The organism is Methylobacterium sp. J-088, assembly GCF_022829295.1.
In the GTDB taxonomy this organism is placed as follows: domain Bacteria; phylum Pseudomonadota; class Alphaproteobacteria; order Rhizobiales; family Beijerinckiaceae; genus Methylobacterium.
In genome coordinates, this window is record NZ_JAKSYH010000072.1 from 1 (window position 1) to 17126 (window position 17126).

Here is a 17126-nt window from a genome sequence, read left to right on the forward strand (position 1 = left end):
TCTTGTTGATCGGCACCGTCTTGAAGCCGGTCTGGCCGGGCTTGATGTTGGCGCCCGGAACGTCCGGGATGCGGTAGGCGGTCTTCATCCAGTACTGATCGTCGGGCTTGTCCAGCACCTCGATGTCGGACAGCATCTTGAGCCAGTAGGTCGAGTACCAGCCCGGCACCACGAGCCGCAGCGGAAAGCCGTTGAGCAGCGGCAGCTGCTCGCCGTTCATCGCGTAGGCGATCATCACCTCACCATTGTCGGCATGATTGAGATCGAGCGACTTCTTGAAGTCGGGTGCATCATCCACCACCGGCTCGTCGAGACCGCTGAAGCGCACCTGCACGGCACCGGCCCTCACCCCGGCTCGGTCGAGCACGTCCTTCAGGCGCACGCCGGTCCAGCGCGCGTTACCCATCGAGCCGTTGGCCCATTGCGCCCCGGGCACCCGCGGCTCGAACAGCCCGCGGGAGTTGCCCGAGCATTGGTTGACCGCCGCGATCTCGAAGCGTGGCAACCGAGCGATCTCGTCGAGCGACAACGACAGTTCCTTGTCGACGTGTCCGTGCACCTTCAGTCGGAAGGCGTTCGCGTCGACTTCGGTGGGGATCGAGGCCCAATGCCAGCGCACGTAGAAGCGGTCATTGGGGGTGAACACGCCCTGGTCGAACACCTCAAACGGCGTTTCCAGGAGCGGTGGCCGAGTGCGTTGCAGGATCATGGACCCCTTGCCGGGGAACGCGGTCGTGAGATCGCGCGTGTCGGGGCCGCCGGGGAGCGGGAGCTTGATCGAGCGGGCTGCCCAGGCGGGTGCGGCAGCGGCGAGACCGCCGATGCCGAGACCGGCGAGCACAGCACGGCGAGGGATGGCAGCATGGTTCAACGGCGTTCCTCCACGTTCGGGTGGGGCCTCCCGGGGCCCGTCTTTTTAATGAGGGAAAGATATCTCCCCCTGGATGAGCATTCTAATAGAAAGATCCGCTCGTTCCGTTCGGCTGAGCAGATCGTTCTTTCCCTTGCGTGGCGAGCGAGCGCGTCGAGGGGGATCTGGCTCACGCGATCCCGAGGACCCGGATCAAGCCGAGGCTGACGGCGGTGAGAGCGGCCAACGAGGCGACCACCGCGAGCGTGACCCGCGCACCCGCGCCGACCACGCTGCGCACGTCGACCCCGAGCCCGAGCGCGGCCATCGAGACGATGGTGAGCCCGTTGGCGGTCGTGGCGATCGGCGTCAGGGCAGCCTGCGGGATCAATCCACCCGAGCGCAGCCCCGCCATGGCGAGGAATGCCAGAATGAACCACGGCACGAGGCGATGGACCGCAAGTTTGCCGGGCTTCGGACGTTCGCCCGCGCTGACGTGGGGGGCGGCCTCGCCCGTCTCCTCGCGGAGCCGGCTTGCCCCGAGAGAGAGGACGAGCACCACCGGCCCGAGCATCAGGACCCGCACGAGCTTGACCAGGGTGCCGACCTGAACGCTGAGAGCGGCCACCGGCGCAGTCGCGGCCAGTACCTGCGGCACGGCGTAGACGGTCAGGCCCGCCAGCACGCCGTACTGCATCGGTGACAGGCCGAGCAACGGCACCAGAAGCGGTAGGCCGAGTACCACGAGGACTCCGAGGACGGCTGTGAAGGCGATCGAGGAGGCGACGTCCTCGGCCTCGGCCCCGATCACCGGGGCGGTCGCCGCGATGGCTGAGTTCCCGCAGATGGAGTTGCCACAGGCGACCAGGATAGCGAGGCGGGGATGCAACCCGAGCGCCCGGCCGATGCCATAGCTCGCCGCGATGGCTGCCACGACGACGCCGACGATGCCCACGAGGAGCCCCGGGCCGGCGGAGAGCAGGGTCGCGACGCTGAGCGAGGCTCCGAGCAGGACGACGGCGATCTCCAGGACGGTCTTTGCGCCGAAAGCGATACCGGGGAAGAACCGTGGCCCCGGGTTCCAGGCGGTGCGGATCGCCGTTCCGAGTACGATGGCGAGGACCAGGGCCTCCAGCCACGCCCGGCCGAACAGGTGTTCCTCAAGAGCCTCCAAACCGACGGCGAGCCCGGTCACGCTTAAGCAAAGGGCCAGGCCTGGCAGAACGCGGAGCGGGGCGGACGGGAGGGTTCTGGTCGCGGCAGGGTCGGACATGGCAGTCTCGCGGTGGGACTGGGATCTGTCGCCATCCTCGCTGCACACGCCTCATCGATCCAACAGAACGTCGCGATCGTTCCATTCGTCGATGGAGATTGATCGTGGGCTATCGGGGCTCTACACTCGATCCCTGGGTCGGCTTGCAGACCGCATGACCGCTAAGCGCTCGGCCAGGATCAGCGTGAGGGTGGCAATGACTACGAGGCCTACCTTCGGCTAAAATCACTGCCATGGTCCCATGTGATGCGCGAGCGTGCGGACCGCTCGGCGGTACGGACGCTCAATCAGGCTGACATCTAGAACGTCCTCCTGTTCCAATGAAGCCTGCTCCTATGGGACGGTCTACAATTCCAGCCGAGCCGTTCAAAAGGTGTCTGCGAAGTTTGGAACGCCAAAAGGGCCGACATTTTAGATCTGTGTGAAACGCTGCCGTGAGGTGCCTTTGATCGGGATCGGACCCGGATTGGATCAGGTTGCCCGAAAGCGGACCTTCCGAACTTCAGAGAAGGGTCGTGAGCGGTCCCCACGGCTATGTCCGCTTGATGCAACCGCTATCCAGAAGCGGACGTGCAGGAAACCACCCCACCCAGCCGTTCAGTGGCGCCGGCCGACGAGGCCTGAAGTAGCCGATAGCTGCGAGTCTGCTTTCAGTGCCCATACTGGAAAAGGCGGACGTTTTGGGCAGCTCATGTACACATATCAGGGCGCCTTACGCAAACGGCCGACCTTTTTTCTCAGGATCTACGTTGGTGTTTAAAACTGGTTCGCTAAACAGCTCGTATTAGTAAGTATAAATTTGTTATAATCCGCCCAGATCCAATTTTTTAATATGGGACAAAAAGTTCTGTTTCGAAATATATATAGTTAAGCCCGGCCACATCTGAGAGGATGCGGCCAAGCTTACGTTTGCGAATAGGTTTTTTTACCTTACTACAATCCGATTTGCCAAGCTTACGAGCAATTACGTTTGAGCTATGGGTCAAGGCAGCAAGTCCAGGCTGCAGTATGAGTGGCGACTTGCTCTCGACGATCCGTCCCTCCGCGACCGCCGGCATCGACGATCAGCGGGGCCGCGACGCGACGGGGGCAGGCACTACCTTCATTTCGCACCAGGATGCCAGGATGACCGGTGGCTCAGCAACCAGCACACCTCTGGCGTGACGATACGGTCCTTGGCACCCAGTTTTTGGGCAAGTTCGGGTAATACGTCGTCATCGCCCGCGATGCATACGAGCTCGGAAACCCATACGGTGCCTGAGATCACTAACTCATCCCATTCCTGGAAGTACACCCCCGCCCTTCCTGACCTGGTTCAGTATCGGATGATGGTCCGTATCCCGGCCACGAGGGCGTCGCCGATACGAGGCTCGTACGGCATCCGGGGGTTCGGGATGCCGCCACCGGGCCGTACGATGTACTGCAGCGTCGGCTGGACCACCCAACCAGGCACGATCCGCGCTTGGTAGGTCGCCTCGATGGCGACCTCGCTCGAACGGATCGGGTAGGACGTACCGGAGAACCAAGCCACGTCGCGGTCGAGAGCTGTCGTCTGCCCCGAAATCCGGGCGTAGCCCACGGCGAGGCCGAACGTATCGTGACGGCGGGTCGGCACCAACCCGTTGATGCTGATCCCGGCATCCGCGTAGAGGTCGATGAGGTTGCGGTCGGAAGGGCTGAAGGAGACCCGGCCGAACACCCCGACGCCGGCATCCGCGTCCTCCGGCACCCGGTACACCAGTTGGTCGACGATGGCGTACATGCCGTCGTTCCCACGCACACGCCGGGGGATGCCGCTGCTCGCGGGATCGGCCAGGGACACGAGGTTCGTGGCGAGCCGTTGGTCGTTGAATCTGTCGAAATGTGTCCAGGCGCCGATCTTGGCGGTGCCGGGCAGGCTTCCGGCCTCTTTGCCGTAGTCGAGGACGACCTCGGCGATCACGAAGGGCGGGTCACTGACCCGGAATTCCAGCCCAGTGGCATCGATACGCTGCGGCTCTCCGATGCGCCCCCCGGCCGGGTTACCATTGAAGATCGCGGCGCGCACCCGGAACGTCTCGCTCGGCCGGTATTCGACACGCGCCCCCGTGGTCGCCAGCACGAACGCCGGACCGCCGCTGGGTAAGTCGGCGGCAGTGATGGCCGGCCAGGAGAAAGTCGAGTTGACGAACACCCCGGCGTAACGGCTGCGAAGGAACTCGGAGTCGGCTGCCAACTGACCGATCCGGATCGAGCCGGCGTTCCCCTCGAACCGGTGCTCCAGATAGACCTCGAACAGACGGGTCGAGGCCAGCGCCTCGATGCCGGACACCACGAGCAGATTGTCGAGATGGAAGGTCGACAGACCACGACCGTGGATCTGATAGACAATGCCATGTAGCGTCGTGCGGTCCCAACCCAGTATGCGTTCGAGGTCGGCCGTAACCTGCACGTCGAGACGGCCCTCGTACAGCGCTCCCCGTTTCAGGCCACCGGTGGCGTTGCCGAGCACCTCACCGACGTAGTCGAGGGTGTAGGTGATGCCGCGGCTGGCGAGGATGGCGCGGAAGCCGCCCGGGTCAGCATAGAGACCTAGGGAAGTCGCGACGGAGGGCGCCTCGCGAGCGTTGTAGGGCGTGTCGGAGAAGGTCGCCTCGGCGGGAAGCTCGCGTTTATCCCCGCGGTCGAGATCCGTGGCCCGCTCGGCGCGTGGGAGCGGCTCGGACGATGCCGGCTGCTGTCCGCCGAACATGGCCGCGCAAAAGACTAGGCCGGCGAAACGCATACGCGAAAGACTTCCATCACCGCCCTTCGACGATACGTTTCGTGTACGGCATCGTATCGGTGTACGACCTACCATTTTCGAACCATCGTCTCAGCGACGTCATCGCCCATCTCCCGATGCACTGCCCACGAGTGACCGATGCGTCGAACATACAATACATCGGCGTGAGGCGGCGTGTCGAAAACTGCCCCGTGGATCGTCGTCGGGGCAGGCGCCTCAATGTCCCATCGCCAGCATACAGACTGCCATGGCGACCATCATCAGGTTCTCTGTGAGTGAGACGAAGCCGAGGGGCACATTGCCCGAGCCGCCGACGCATGCGCATTTGATCTCCCTCTTGTCGACGTACACCGCCTTGAATACCGAAACCGCACCGATGGTACCGATGAACAGGGCCACCGGGACGGACAGCCAGGACAGGGCGCCCGCGATCATCAGGACGCCTGCCAGCGCCTCGCAGAATGGGTAGGCGTAGGCGTAGCGCACCCATTGCCGGGCGAGCAGGTCGTAGCCGAGGAACATCGAGGAGAAGCTCTCGACGTCTTGGAGCTTGAGGATGGCCAGCACGCACATGCTGAAGGCGACGAACCACTCGCCCGCCCGCACCGTCAGCGGCGTGCCGAACGCCGCGTAGCTCGCCGCCAGCGCCATCAACGCAGTCATCGCGAAGACCGCGACCACGGGAGTGTAGCTCGTTGCCTTTGGATCGGCGACCGGCTTGCCGAGGTGGCGGCGCAGGTCGTCGTAGCCGCCGATGCGCTCGCCTCCCACGAAGGTCTGCGGCGTCGTCTTGACCCCGTGCTCCGCCTTGAAGCGGTCGGTCTCCTCACGGGTCGTCAACCAGTTGTCATCGACCTTGAAGCCCTCGCGTTCCAGCAGGTCCTTAGCCTTCAGGCCGTAGGGACAGACGTGCTTCTCCATCACCATGCGATGGATGGTGGCCCTGCGAGTCGTGTCTAGCATCACAAAATCCTTTCGGAATGCGTCGCGGTTCGGGTAGCCCGATCCCTGGTAACGCGAGCGCGACGGTCGGCTTCCCGGCATGCGTCGCGACAACCATCAATGAGCCGAGATGGGGTTTCCCACCGTGGCAAGGTCAAGGACCGGATCGAGGCCCTGACGCCGTCATTCTCAGGAAAGTCCGGTGCGGGCGGGTGTTTTCGAACCTCGACCGCTGCGGACACCGGTTCCTTGACCTCCGCCGGTCCAACCGCCCGGATCTTCGGCCGCACCGCCGCCGGATCGCATCCGCCGCCCTTCAGGAACCTGGTCTCTATGAAGCCCTAGATCATAGTCAGGAGCACCCGTGGGAGCGGGCTGGGAAATCGGGGTGGAAGTTTGCCTTACGGTTTCACGCGGGACGGCCATCCTCACGCATCGCTGCGAATTGGACATGCCTCGCCTCCAGGTCGGCCAAGTCGTGGGGATCGGCAACATCGCGCCTCGCCGCGGCGATGACGAGGTCCGCGTGACGGGCGAGCTCGGCGGTCCGGTTCGTGAGCCGCTCGACCTCGGCGACGCGGGTGAGCACGTCGAGCATCCGGGCGAGCACATGCACCGAGCCGGCGGCGTTCTGGCGGATCGAATGGAACATGGCGTCGCACAGGCCATCGTAGTCGGTCACGGGCAATACGAGCGCGACCCGACCCTCCCGGACGATGACGCCGGTCGGCAGGTGACGCGACGCGACCCGGTACAGGGCATCGCCGAGATGGTCGACGACGCTGCCGGCCGTGAACGGGTCGTTGATGCCCGGCGAGAGCGCCCGCACCGCGATCTCGACCAGTTGCCGGATCGAGTATTCCAGGTCCTGCAAGGCGGCCGGTCGACGGCCGAAGGTCAGCGCACGCGAAATAGCCGCCTCGGCATCCTTGATACCGGCGGAGAGGAACGCGACCGGAAACCGGTTCGGCACGTAGTCGCCGGGCCGCACCCGCAGGGCGACGGTCGCGCCGTGCTTGTGGGCCCAGTCGGCGAGCGTGTCCTCGTCGACCGCTTGAAGGTAACCGCTGCCGGTGACGATGATTCCGCCGCTCTTGGGCAGTTGAGCGGGAGGCCTCATGCCCGCGCTGTCGAGGGTGCGCGCCTCCACCGCCGAGCAGAGGTCTCCGTGCACCGCGTCGACCACCGTCTCGACGTTGATGCTCGTGGCGATGTGGTGGACGAACCAGACCAGGGTGGCCAGCGACAGCAGCGCCAGCGCGATGGCCCCGGTGATGGCGAGATGCGGGACGAACGGGCTCTCCTGCACCGTGCGCACCGTGCGCAGGACCATCAGCGCGTAGGCGAAGGTGCCGAGAAAAATGCCCAGGACGATCTGGTTGCGGGCATCTCGCGTGAAGTTGCGCAGCAGCCGTGGGCCCATCTGACCGGAGGCGAGCGTCAGGGCCGCGATGGTGATGGAGAAGGTCGTACCGGCGACCCCGATGATCGAGGACGCCACGGCGCTCAGGAGCGCCCGAGCCCCCTCGGCGCCGCCGGAATAGCCCCAATTCTGGTCGGGCGACGAGGCGTCGTAGCCGGCGATATGGGCCGTCTCCAGCCAGACCCCGAGCTGGGCCAGCCCGAGGCAGCCGAGAACGATCACGGCGGGCCGGAGCCAGAACAGGTCGCCGAGGTACTCGATCCAGGCTCGGATGCGCGCCTTCATACCCGCTCGTCCTTCCGTTCGACGGTGTGCCCCTCCGGCTGGTCTTCCTCACGCAGGACCTGCCAGCGGGCGCGGGGCGGGCTCTTGCCGGCGGGCCACCCCTCGCGCTGGCGGGTCCGGTCGCCGTCCGCCGCCTCGGTCTGGTCGTGCAGGAGCACCTGGCTCGTCGGGTACGGTAGGTCGATGCCGGCCGCGGTCAGGGCCTCCTTCACGTTCGAGATGGCGTAGTCGAGCGCATCGACCGCGTCGCGTCGCCGGGGCGGGTCGATCCAGAACCGCGCTGTCATATCGACGCCGGCGGCTCCGAGGCCCGTCACGAGTGCCTCCGGCGACGGGTCGGCAAGAACGCCGTCGGTTCCGCGCAGGGCCTCGACGATGACCCGGCGCGCCTCCTTGATATCGTCGCCGTTACCGATGGTCAGCGGGAAGGCGAGCCGACGCTTGTCGTGGGCCGTGATGATCGTGATCTTGTCGACGAACAGCGTGGCGTTCGGGATCAGGATGCGTTGGTTGTCGTAGGTGCGCAGCACCGTGGCGCGCACCCAGACGTCCTCCACCGTCCCCTCGAACGACCCGGCCCGGATCTGGTCGCCGATGACGAAGGGGCGGGTCAGCAGGATCAGGATGCCGGCGAGCAGATTCTGGAGGACATCACGGAACGCGAACCCGATGGCGACGCCGCCGATGCCAAGCAGGTTGAACAGGTCGGCGGCCGAGACGGAGGGGAACGCCACCGAGGCCGCGACCAGGAACGACACCAGGACCGTCACGCCGCCCGCGATCCGCCCGAGGACCGCGGCAGAGCCCGGTGAGGCATCGCGTAACTCCGCAGCCCTGCGCACGGCGGCGCGGACGCCTCGGGCGACCAGCAGGCCGATGCCGAACAGGACGAGGGCGATGGCGAGCCCCGGCAGTAGGGCTGCGGCCGAGCGGCCGAGCCCTTCGAGGCGCCCGAGCGCTTGCGAGAAGATCATGCGGTGTCCCGACACATGGGAATGCCGCCGGGGGCTCGGAGGCCAACCGGCGGCGCTTCTTCAACGACCCGAGGGCACCGAGCCCTCGCGAGGCATGCGCGACCGCCTCAGCGGCGCGGACCGCCGGTCGTGTTGCCATACTGCTGTCCGCGGGCACCGCGCGACGGCATGGCCGCGTTGCCGCGGCTGGCCGAGCCCTGCTGCATCCGGTGGCGCCGGTGCATGCGCACCTGGATCAGATCCGCGTTGGCAGGAGCAGTGACGCCGGAGGCGGTCATCGGCATGGCCGCCGACGGCAGGGTCGAGGTGCCAAGACCGAGGCCGGCCAGCAGTGCAGAGGCGAGGATAGTATGCTTCATGATGATGTCTCCTTCGTCGTGCGGGATTAGCTCTTCTGCTTAGAGCAGGTGAAATTCGGTGCGTTCATGAGCGTGTCGTCGTCGGTGTCGGCATGGACCGCCCACTTGCCGTCCTTGTCGCCGATGACCAGTGTCGAAGGATCGAGCACGACGAAGCTCTCTCCCATGCCGAGGAAGCCGCCGTCGCTGACGACGACGCGCGTCGGCGTCTTGCCGTTCTCGATCACGAGTTCCTAGATTTCGCCGACGTTCTCGTTGCGCCATCGTCAGCCCCGTCCATCAAAGCGTCTGGCTTTCCGATGCCTGCGCACGCGGCCACGTGGATGATATCTGTTAGGCCGCAGCTATCCCCAGGCCGCGCGGGAAGCCGACTAGTTTGCGCGCATCCTCGTCCCAAAGTGCCAAGTGCAGGCACTGCAGGCTTTCCAATAGCGTCAGTCGGCCGACCCGTCCGAGCACCTCGTGACCGTCGAGGCATTCCTGGAGCCGATAGTTCGGGATGCGGCTATTCAGATGGTGGACATGGTGGAGCCCGACGTTGCCGGTGAACCACTGCAGCACGGCGGGCAGCACGTAGTACGAACTGCCGCCCAGGGCCGCCGCGTGGAAATCCCATTCGTCGCCCTTTTCCCAGATCGTGTCCTCGTACTGGTGCTGGACGTAGAAGAGCCATCCGCCGATCCACGCCGCCACGCACACCGTCGGAACGAGCGCCCCGAGCACGAGCAGGAGACTGCCCGTCGCTAGGGCCAGCGCACCGACGAGCACGGCCAGGCAAAGGTCGAGCACGACGACGTCCCGCCACGCCGTCCGCCACGGCAAGCCGACGCCGAAGGGCATGCGCTGCAGGAGGAGGAAGTTCAGGGGCGAGCCCAGGCCGATTAGCAGGAAGGGGTTACGGTAAAGCCGGTATCGCAGACGACCCAGGCGCGGCAGGGCGAGATACTCGCGCACCGTCAGGGTCTCGACATCTCCAGTGCCGCGCCGACTCAGGTCGCCGGTCGAAGCATGGTGCAGGGCGTGCCCCCGCTTCCAACTGTCGTACGGCGTCAACGTCAGCAGGCTGAGCCCTCGACCGATCCCATCGTTCGCGACGCGCGAGGGCAGGAACGACCCGTGCCCGCAATCGTGCTGGATGATGAAGAGGCGGACGAGCAGGCCGCCCGCGGGGACGGTCAAGAGCGCCACGATCCACCACTTCGCATTCGCCGCGGCTACGGTCATTACGACGCACAGGATCAGGTACGGCACCAGGGTGTTCGCAAGCTGGATCGCGGCGCAGCGGACGACCGGCTCACGATAGGCGGCGCAATGTCGGGCGACATCGAGGGCAGCGTGATCTTTCGCCATCATTCGTCCGTGCCGTACGGCAGATCGCTATAACGTTCGCCTTGCCTCATGCCGTAGCCGCGCCGCGAACCCGGTCTGCCTGACATCTGTCTTGGCTCATCTTCCTCCTGAGCTTGGTCCCGGTCCGCATGCTGACGACTGGACCAGCCTTGATATGAATCGCGACTCATCGTGCCCCCCTCGCGCCGACGGCCGCTCTCCTCCGAACCCCACGATCCTTGCCCGTCCTGACGCCGCTTCGCCTGATCGTTTCGGGTCTTGAGGCCCTCGCGCTTCTCGGCCGTGGCGTCCCAGGTCAGGAGAGCTACGAAATGGCGAAGCCTGACGTTGTCCGGGGCCAAGCTCCGAACCAGCACGGGTAGTCGTCCTTTCTGCTCAGATGACAGGCTGGCGTAGAGCGGCCCGGACGCATCGGCGAGCGACTCCAACGCTTTACCGCGTTCCAGAAGCAGTACACTGGTGGCCTTGATGGCGAGGAAAGGGTCCGTTGCGAGGGATGGGTCGGATGCATTGCGGGATCGATTGTTCTCCCCCCTACTATCTTGCGGCTCGAAGACGTCTTTGACAGCTTCGCGTGTATCTGCCCTAATGGTCGACATGGTCCGGATCGACTGCTCGACCGAAGGCCAAAGCTTCTCCTGGTCGGACGTCAACATCAGACCTGCATGGAGAGCCGCGAGATCTGCCTCGAAAAAGGCAACGCGATCAGACGCGTGAGGGCTGTTCTGATTGCTCTGAGCCGTATCCGTCTCCGGTTTTGCAGGTGTGCCGGTGACGCCGCCGGACGATGGCGAGGGAGAGGAGGCCATCGGGGCTTGCGGCGCGACCCGAGTGCCGGCTTCCGGAGCACGCGTTGCCGGCGTCTGCGCTAAGACCGGAGACATCGCAGTCGTTGCAAGCAGTCCAGATATAAGGGCGAGAGATGACGATAACTGTCGGATCATTTTGAATATTCCTTATTGCCAGCGACCGCTTAATAAAGAGCTGTCATCATAGTGAAATATTGATGCTAGAAGAACATGCTTCCTGTAACGAGAGCGGTGATGAGCAGCGCGACAAAGATTGCGACTGCGATAAAGAATAGGATCTTCGCAATCCCTGCCGTCGCGGCCGAAACACCGGAGAATCCGAAAAATCCAGCGATCAGTGATACGACGAGAAACAGGAAGGCTAATCTTAACATCGACAGAAGTCCTTCATGCCAATCTAAATATCAGTGTCGAAGTTCGGACCTTCATTAGGTTCAGCACCTACGAAATCATTTCCGTAACGACAGGGCGTCGGATCAAGCACTTGACCGACGCCCCGAGAAGGATCAGGCCTTGGTGTCGACCTTGACCATGTGACTGCCACCCAGTTCCTTGGCGTCACCCTTCTTCCAAGCCGGCATCGCCCGGATCTGGTCGTCGGTCCGGCCGCGGGTGACCAACCGGTCGCGCTTCATGAAGATCTTGTCGAGCGCCACAGCGACCTGCTTCTCGCCCATGCCGAGGAAGCAACCGAGACCAATGACGACGCTGGTCTGGCCATTGGCGCCGTCGACCACGTACTCGACGTCACCGAGCACATCGCCCTCCAAGTTGTAGAGGTTCTTGCCGACCAGCGTCGAGACGGAAATCGGCTTCATGTCGCCGTCAACCTTGCTCATCCCGGTGGTGCGGCCCGTCGTATCCTCCGTCGCCATGGCCGAGCCCTGACCGTCCCTGATTACCGAGATCTTGGGCTGGCCGTCGGGCTGGTTCACGTCGACCCCAGCCTTCTCGCTCTCGTACTTGATCTGCGACTGATCGGACGACTTCTCGTAATCGATGGCGGTTCTCTGGTTCTGCCCGGTCAGGCTGACCTTGGCGTTGTCCTGCGGCTGGACGACACTGACCTCGGGCTGGGCTTGGTTGACCTCGACCTACGGCGGGAGTGCCTATGGAGGCCCCGCCGGAGGATCGACGCTTGGGCCAGGCCCTCAGCGGCGACGTGGGCCACCCGTGGTCTGGCCGTACTGTTGGGCGCCCGGGGCGCGCGACGGCATGTTGGCGTTGCCGCTACCCGACCGACCGCGCATCCGGCGGTGGCGCATCGAGTGACGCGACATCCGGACCTGCACGAGGTCGGCGTGGGCCGACCCAATTATCGTCGGCGAAGCGACCGGCAGCGCCGCGGAAGGCAGCGTCGAGGTGGCCACGCCGAGGGAGGCCAGGAACAGCGTCGTGAGAATCGTACGGGACATCATGGGATCTCCTCGTCGGTTGCGGATCACATCTTGTGCTTCGAGTATTTGAAGGTCGGCGCGTTCTTGAGAGTGTCCTTGTCGGTGTCGACGTAGGTCGCCCACTTCCCGCCCTTGTCGCCCACGGCCATGGTCGACGGATCAAGCACGACGTAGCTCTCGCCCAACCCGAGGAAGCCGCCGACGCTGACGATCACGCCGGTCACGATCTTGCCGTGCTCGATCACGAGGTCCTCGATCTCGCCCACAGTCTCTTTCTTGTTGTTGTAGACCGTGGCGCCGACCAGCTTCGACGACATCACGTCGGCCGGCTTCACCGTCACGAACTTAAGCTTGACCGTGGCTGTGTCGGCCATCTTCATCCCCATATCGGAGGATGAGCCCATGCCGCCGGTGGGCGCAGTGGCGGTCTGGGCCAGGGCGGGGAACGCGGCGCAGGACAAAGCCAGGACACCAACGATAAGACGCTTTGACGTGATCATTCCCATCATATGACGAAAAAAATTCACTTTTATATCGAAGAACCAGTCAATTGTTGCCGTGCATTGAGCGCCGATATTGAGGTTCTTGCTGAAAAACGTTCAATTCACGAATGAGTTCAGAAAAAATATATTCAAAAATGCTTGGTGCTTTAGAGCCTGGATGGCATTGAACGCATAAGGATCGGCTTGGCGGCTGCGACGTCGCGTATCGCCCGGCACGGTTCGCCGCCCGCAATTGGGATGGACGGCGAGGCCGTTAACCATGGCGTTCGGCCAGGGATTGATCACACCCGACCACGATGTTTTGGCATCGTCACGAGATTGGACCATCAGGATGCCGACCGTTCAGTCTGTTCTCGCTGCATGCTGCCCGCCCGGACCTTTGACGGGGTGGGCTCTCTTTGCTGCCGCCGGACTCGCGTCAAGCGGTCCGACTCTCGCGCAATCGGCGGCGAGCTCCATCGATCAGCAGACGCCGGGGACGTTGCCGGACCGCACGTCCACCAGCAAAAGCGGCGGGGCGGCACCAAAACATGCGACCGGCCAAGTGGCCGCGCCGAGCGCGATCCAGTCCTCGACGGACGTGATGCAGTCCGAAGGCTCGATCCCGAGCAGAACCTAGGGCGGGACGACCGACCCGATCAAGCACCTGCCCAAGGACATGCGCTGAGTATGATCACATTCCGCGGTCGCCGGGCCTTTCAGTGGCTCTGGACGGCTCCCGCTCGCGCATCGGCATCGCCGGGTGGGCATTCCCGGAAGTGGACCGACGATGTTCTTTGATACCTGGACCGGCCTGTTGCGGGTCATCGTCGTCGGACCCTTGGCCTACGTGGCCCTGATCCTGTTCCTGCGGATCTCCGGCAAGCGCACCCTGACGAAGCTCAACGCCTTCGACCTCGTTGTGACCGTGGCGCTCGGCTCGACGCTGTCCTCCATCGTGCTGACCAAGTCGGTCGCACTCCTCGAAGGCCTGCTCGCACTCGCGACCCTCATCGGCCTGCAGTACCTGATCACCTGGACGAGCGTTCGCTCGTCGCGAGTGCGGGCCTTGATCAAGGCCGAACCGAGCCTGCTCGCCCATCGCGGGGAACTCATCGCGGGGACCATGCGCCGCCAACGCATGACCCGGGACGACGTCCTCTCGGCCCTGCGTTCGGAGGGCATAGACGATCTCTCCCAGGCTGCGGCGGTGGTGCTGGAGACCGACGGCTCGATCAGTGTGCTCAAGTCCCTCTCCGACGAAGAGGATCGCCTGTCCGGCGTTCCGCGGCCGGAGGCGAGCCCGCCAATGCCGAGCCGGACGTGAGGTTTGTCGCCTGCTGGGCGCTCCTCCTTCTCGCCGCTCTTCTCGCGGCCGCGAGTCTGGTCCCGCTGATCCCGACCGAGTGGTGGTGGGTCCGCCTGCTCGACTTCCCGCGCCTGCCACTTGCCGCCGCGCTGGTCGCGGTCGGTGTCGGCCTGCTCATGTGCCTTCGGATGGCTCCCAGGTCTTCCGGACTAGCCCTTGCCCTCGTGGCGGTCGGACTGACGGTGAATGGTTGGATCCTTCGGCCGTATCTGCCCACCCGAGGCGTGGCGGTAGATACCTGCCCGGCCGAGCAGCGTCTCTCCGTCCTGATCGCCAACGTTCAGTTCGGCAATCGCGAGGCCGGTCCGCTGCTCACGGCCGTGCAGCGCACCGAGCCCGACCTTTTTCTCGCGATGGAAACCGACGCATGGTGGGAGGATGCGCTCAAGCCCGTGGCGGAGGCGATGCCCCACACGCTCAAGCGGATCACCGGGTCGTATACTATGGCATCCATTTCTTCTCGCGCTTGCCCCTAGTGAACGGTGAGATCCGCCACCTCGCCGGGCAGGACACCCCGGCCGTCGTCACCGGCGTCACCCTGCGCACCGGGGAGGTGGTCGACTTCGTCGGCATCCATCCGAAGCCTCCGCAACCCTGGCAATCCGCCCGCGGCCGGGACGCGCAACTCTACGCGGCGGCCGCCGTGCTGAGAGCGGCCGAACCAGCTTGGGCCCGGCGTCGGAATGGGTTTGGCGGCGTCATCGCCGGCATGCCGCGTCCGTCGGCTCAGCGATGAAGGGCTCATGCCGGATGCCGATCGACGATGCCGTAGTCATCCGTCCGCCCGCTCGCGTTCCGCCCCCGGTCATACCTGGCCTTAGGTGCTTGCTGACGCTCGCCGTCGGCGTCGTGGTCGTGGCCGCCCTGTACCTCGGGCGCGAGGTGTTCATCCCCCTCGTCCTCGCCGTCCTGCTCAGCTTCGTCCTCGGACCCGTCGTCAACCTCTTGCGCTGGATCAAGCTCGGACGGGTTCCATCCGTCATCGTGGCCGTCCTCCTCGCGCTCGCCGTCATCGGGGGGGTCGGCACGATCATCGGCAGCCAGGTCGTGGGGCTCGCGGGCAACCTGCCGCAGTACCAGGCAACCGTGCAGAAGAAGTTCGCCGGGTTGCGGGATGGATGGCTCGGCGATGCCAATCAAGTCATCCGGACCTTGAGCCATCGTGTCCACGATGCGGCGCAAAAGGCCGACGCCGCCGGCACCACCGCCGCGGCGGGGCCGGCCGGCGACACGCGGAAGGCGCAACTCGTCAAGGTCCAGGAGCCCGACGCCTCGCCGCTGACGCTGGCCCGCGACGTTCTCGGCCCAGTGGTCGAGCCGCTGACCACGGTCGGCATCGTGCTCGTCGTGGTCGTGTTCCTGCTGCTGCAGCGCGAGGACCTGCGCGACCGCATCATCCGCCTGTTCGGATCGAGCGACCTGCACCGCACCACCATGGCCATGGACGACGCGGCGAACCGCCTGGGGACCTATTTCCTCGCCCAACTCGGCATGAACGCCCTCTTCGGGGTCATCGTCGGGATCGGCCTCTGGTTCATCGGGGTGCCCAACCCGATCCTATGGGGCGTGTTCTCGGCACTGATGCGCTTCGTGCCGTACATCGGTGCCTTCATCTCCGGTATCCTCCCGTTGGCGCTGGCGGCCGCGGTCGATCCCGGTTGGGGCATGGTGATCGCCACGGCCGCCTTGTTCGTGGTGACCGAGTCCCTGTTCGGGCAGGTGATCGAGCCGCTGCTCTACGGCCATTCCACCGGTCTCTCGCCGTTCGCCGTGATCGTCTCGACGCTATTCTGGGGCTGCCTATGGGGGCCCATCGGAATGATCCTGGCCACCCCGTTCACCGTCTGCCTCGTCGTGCTCGGACGCCACGTCGACAGCCTTGAGTTCCTAGACGTGCTGCTCGGCGACCGGCCGCCGCTGACGCCGGTGGAGAGCTTCTACCAGCGCATGTTGGCCGGCGACCCGGACGAAGCCCGTAACCTCGGCGAGACCATGCTGCGGGAGTGCTCGCTGTCCTCGTACTACGACGAGGTGGCGTTGAAGGGATTGCAGCTCGCGGCCGACGACTACGCCCGCGGCGTCGTCACGCCGGCGCAATTGGAGGACATCCGCGCCTCGGCCCGATCCCTTGTCGAGGACTTCGAGGACCATGAGGACGTCGAGACGGATGGCGACGACGAGGGCGTCGACCCGAAGGCGCCAACGCCCTCCACCGAGCCTCGCCGACCGGGGAACGAGGACGGCATCGCACAGACGCCGTCGAGCGTGGCATGGCCCGCTGGATGGCGCGGTGATGCACCGGTGCTGTGCGTGGCCGGACGCGGCCCTCTCGATGAGGCCGCCTCGGCGATACTGGCGCAACTGCTGCGGAGGCGCGGGCTCGGGACACGGTTGGTCCAGCACGGCGAGGTCTCGCGCGAGCGCGTCCGCGACCTCGACGTAACCGGGGTCGCGATGGTGTGCGTGTCCTATCTCGACATCACCGGCCACCCGGCCCACCTGCGCTACTTGCTGGAGCGGCTGAAGCGCCGGTCGCCGGGCGTGCGGGTTCTGGTTGGTCTCTGGCCCGCCGGCGAGAAGGTGCTCACTGACGCCGCCCTGAGGCGGGAAGTCGGCGCGGATATGTACGTGTCCTCGCTCAGTGAGGCGGTCGAAGCGTGTTTAGCAGCCGCGGCGGAGGCGCCCATTGAAATTGTCGGCGTGGCCGGATCCCGTGTGCAGTCCGACCGAGATCACCTCCGCGAGGCTGTGAGGGCTGTATCCCAGCCCGGGTGAGCGACCAGAGGCCTGCAATCCCGGAATTGTACAGCAGCTCCATCATATGATCGCGCAGGACCACAGCATCCATG

Annotated in this window: 19 protein-coding genes; 4 read left to right on the forward strand and 15 right to left on the reverse strand. The window is 65.0% G+C overall.

What is annotated here, in order from left to right:
* The 15 genes from MKK63_RS08475 to MKK63_RS08550 form a co-directional block, all read right to left on the reverse strand.
* A partial coding sequence (locus tag MKK63_RS08475) for a molybdopterin-dependent oxidoreductase (RefSeq protein WP_244000604.1) occupies positions 1-871 on the reverse strand: 871 nt, incomplete at its 3' end.
* 169 nt (positions 872-1040) lie between these two features.
* Entirely contained in the window at positions 1041-2123 is a 1083-nt protein-coding gene (locus tag MKK63_RS08480; protein ID WP_244000606.1) for a YeiH family protein, read from the reverse strand.
* A gap of 1315 nt (positions 2124-3438) precedes the next feature.
* Positions 3439-4887 (reverse strand): carbohydrate porin, encoded by a 1449-nt coding sequence (locus tag MKK63_RS08490; protein WP_244000608.1) that lies wholly within the window; start codon positions 4885-4887, stop codon positions 3439-3441.
* 216 nt (positions 4888-5103) lie between these two features.
* Positions 5104-5850, reverse strand: a complete 747-nt coding sequence (locus MKK63_RS08495) for a glutaredoxin (protein WP_244000610.1) — start codon at positions 5848-5850, stop codon at positions 5104-5106.
* 388 nt (positions 5851-6238) lie between these two features.
* Positions 6239-7537, reverse strand: a complete 1299-nt coding sequence (locus tag MKK63_RS08500; RefSeq protein WP_244000613.1) for a DUF2254 domain-containing protein — start codon at positions 7535-7537, stop codon at positions 6239-6241.
* On the reverse strand, positions 7534-8511 hold the full coding sequence (locus MKK63_RS08505) for a mechanosensitive ion channel family protein (RefSeq protein ID WP_244000616.1): 978 nt from the start codon (positions 8509-8511) through the stop codon (positions 7534-7536). The genes MKK63_RS08500 and MKK63_RS08505 overlap by 4 nt, the downstream gene beginning before the upstream one ends.
* Before the next feature lie 107 nt (positions 8512-8618).
* Positions 8619-8870, reverse strand: a complete 252-nt coding sequence (locus MKK63_RS08510; RefSeq protein ID WP_244000618.1) for a hypothetical protein — start codon at positions 8868-8870, stop codon at positions 8619-8621.
* Between the two features lie 26 nt (positions 8871-8896).
* The gene (locus tag MKK63_RS08515) at positions 8897-9097 is read right to left on the reverse strand and encodes a hypothetical protein (protein ID WP_244000621.1); all 201 of its coding nucleotides are present in this window, start codon (positions 9095-9097) and stop codon (positions 8897-8899) included.
* Between the two features lie 106 nt (positions 9098-9203).
* Positions 9204-10220 carry a fatty acid desaturase gene (locus tag MKK63_RS08520; RefSeq protein ID WP_244000622.1) on the reverse strand — a complete coding sequence of 339 codons (1017 nt, stop codon included), beginning with the start codon at positions 10218-10220 and terminating at the stop codon, positions 9204-9206.
* A complete protein-coding gene (locus tag MKK63_RS08525; protein WP_244000624.1) occupies positions 10220-11029 on the reverse strand; it encodes a hypothetical protein in 810 nt (269 codons plus the stop codon). The genes MKK63_RS08520 and MKK63_RS08525 overlap by 1 nt, the downstream gene beginning before the upstream one ends.
* 200 nt (positions 11030-11229) lie before the next feature.
* A complete protein-coding gene (locus MKK63_RS08530) occupies positions 11230-11403 on the reverse strand; it encodes a DUF1328 domain-containing protein (protein WP_244000627.1) in 174 nt (57 codons plus the stop codon).
* A gap of 132 nt (positions 11404-11535) precedes the next feature.
* On the reverse strand, positions 11536-11964 hold the full coding sequence (locus MKK63_RS08535) for a PRC-barrel domain-containing protein (protein ID WP_244000629.1): 429 nt from the start codon (positions 11962-11964) through the stop codon (positions 11536-11538).
* Positions 11965-12180: 216 nt separating this feature from the next.
* A complete protein-coding gene (locus MKK63_RS08540; protein ID WP_244000631.1) occupies positions 12181-12444 on the reverse strand; it encodes a hypothetical protein in 264 nt (87 codons plus the stop codon).
* A gap of 26 nt (positions 12445-12470) precedes the next feature.
* Positions 12471-12926 carry a PRC-barrel domain-containing protein gene (locus MKK63_RS08545; protein WP_244000633.1) on the reverse strand — a complete coding sequence of 152 codons (456 nt, stop codon included), beginning with the start codon at positions 12924-12926 and terminating at the stop codon, positions 12471-12473.
* A gap of 99 nt (positions 12927-13025) precedes the next feature.
* Complete coding sequence (locus MKK63_RS08550) at positions 13026-13256, reverse strand: hypothetical protein (protein WP_244000635.1); 231 nt, start codon at positions 13254-13256, stop codon at positions 13026-13028.
* Positions 13257-13698: 442 nt separating this feature from the next.
* Here MKK63_RS08550 and MKK63_RS08555 point away from each other — a divergent pair, with 442 nt between their 5' ends.
* The 4 genes from MKK63_RS08555 to MKK63_RS08570 are packed head-to-tail and all read left to right on the forward strand — an operon-like array spanning position 13699 to position 17052.
* Positions 13699-14235 (forward strand): DUF421 domain-containing protein, encoded by a 537-nt coding sequence (locus MKK63_RS08555; RefSeq protein ID WP_244000637.1) that lies wholly within the window; start codon positions 13699-13701, stop codon positions 14233-14235.
* A complete protein-coding gene (locus tag MKK63_RS08560) occupies positions 14232-14753 on the forward strand; it encodes a hypothetical protein (RefSeq protein ID WP_244000639.1) in 522 nt (173 codons plus the stop codon). The genes MKK63_RS08555 and MKK63_RS08560 overlap by 4 nt, the downstream gene beginning before the upstream one ends.
* A complete protein-coding gene (locus MKK63_RS08565; RefSeq protein WP_244000642.1) occupies positions 14753-15013 on the forward strand; it encodes a hypothetical protein in 261 nt (86 codons plus the stop codon). Before MKK63_RS08560 ends, MKK63_RS08565 begins: the two co-directional genes overlap by 1 nt.
* Before the next feature lie 14 nt (positions 15014-15027).
* On the forward strand, positions 15028-17052 hold the full coding sequence (locus MKK63_RS08570) for an AI-2E family transporter (protein ID WP_244000644.1): 2025 nt from the start codon (positions 15028-15030) through the stop codon (positions 17050-17052).
* The last annotated feature ends 74 nt before the right edge of the window (positions 17053-17126 follow it).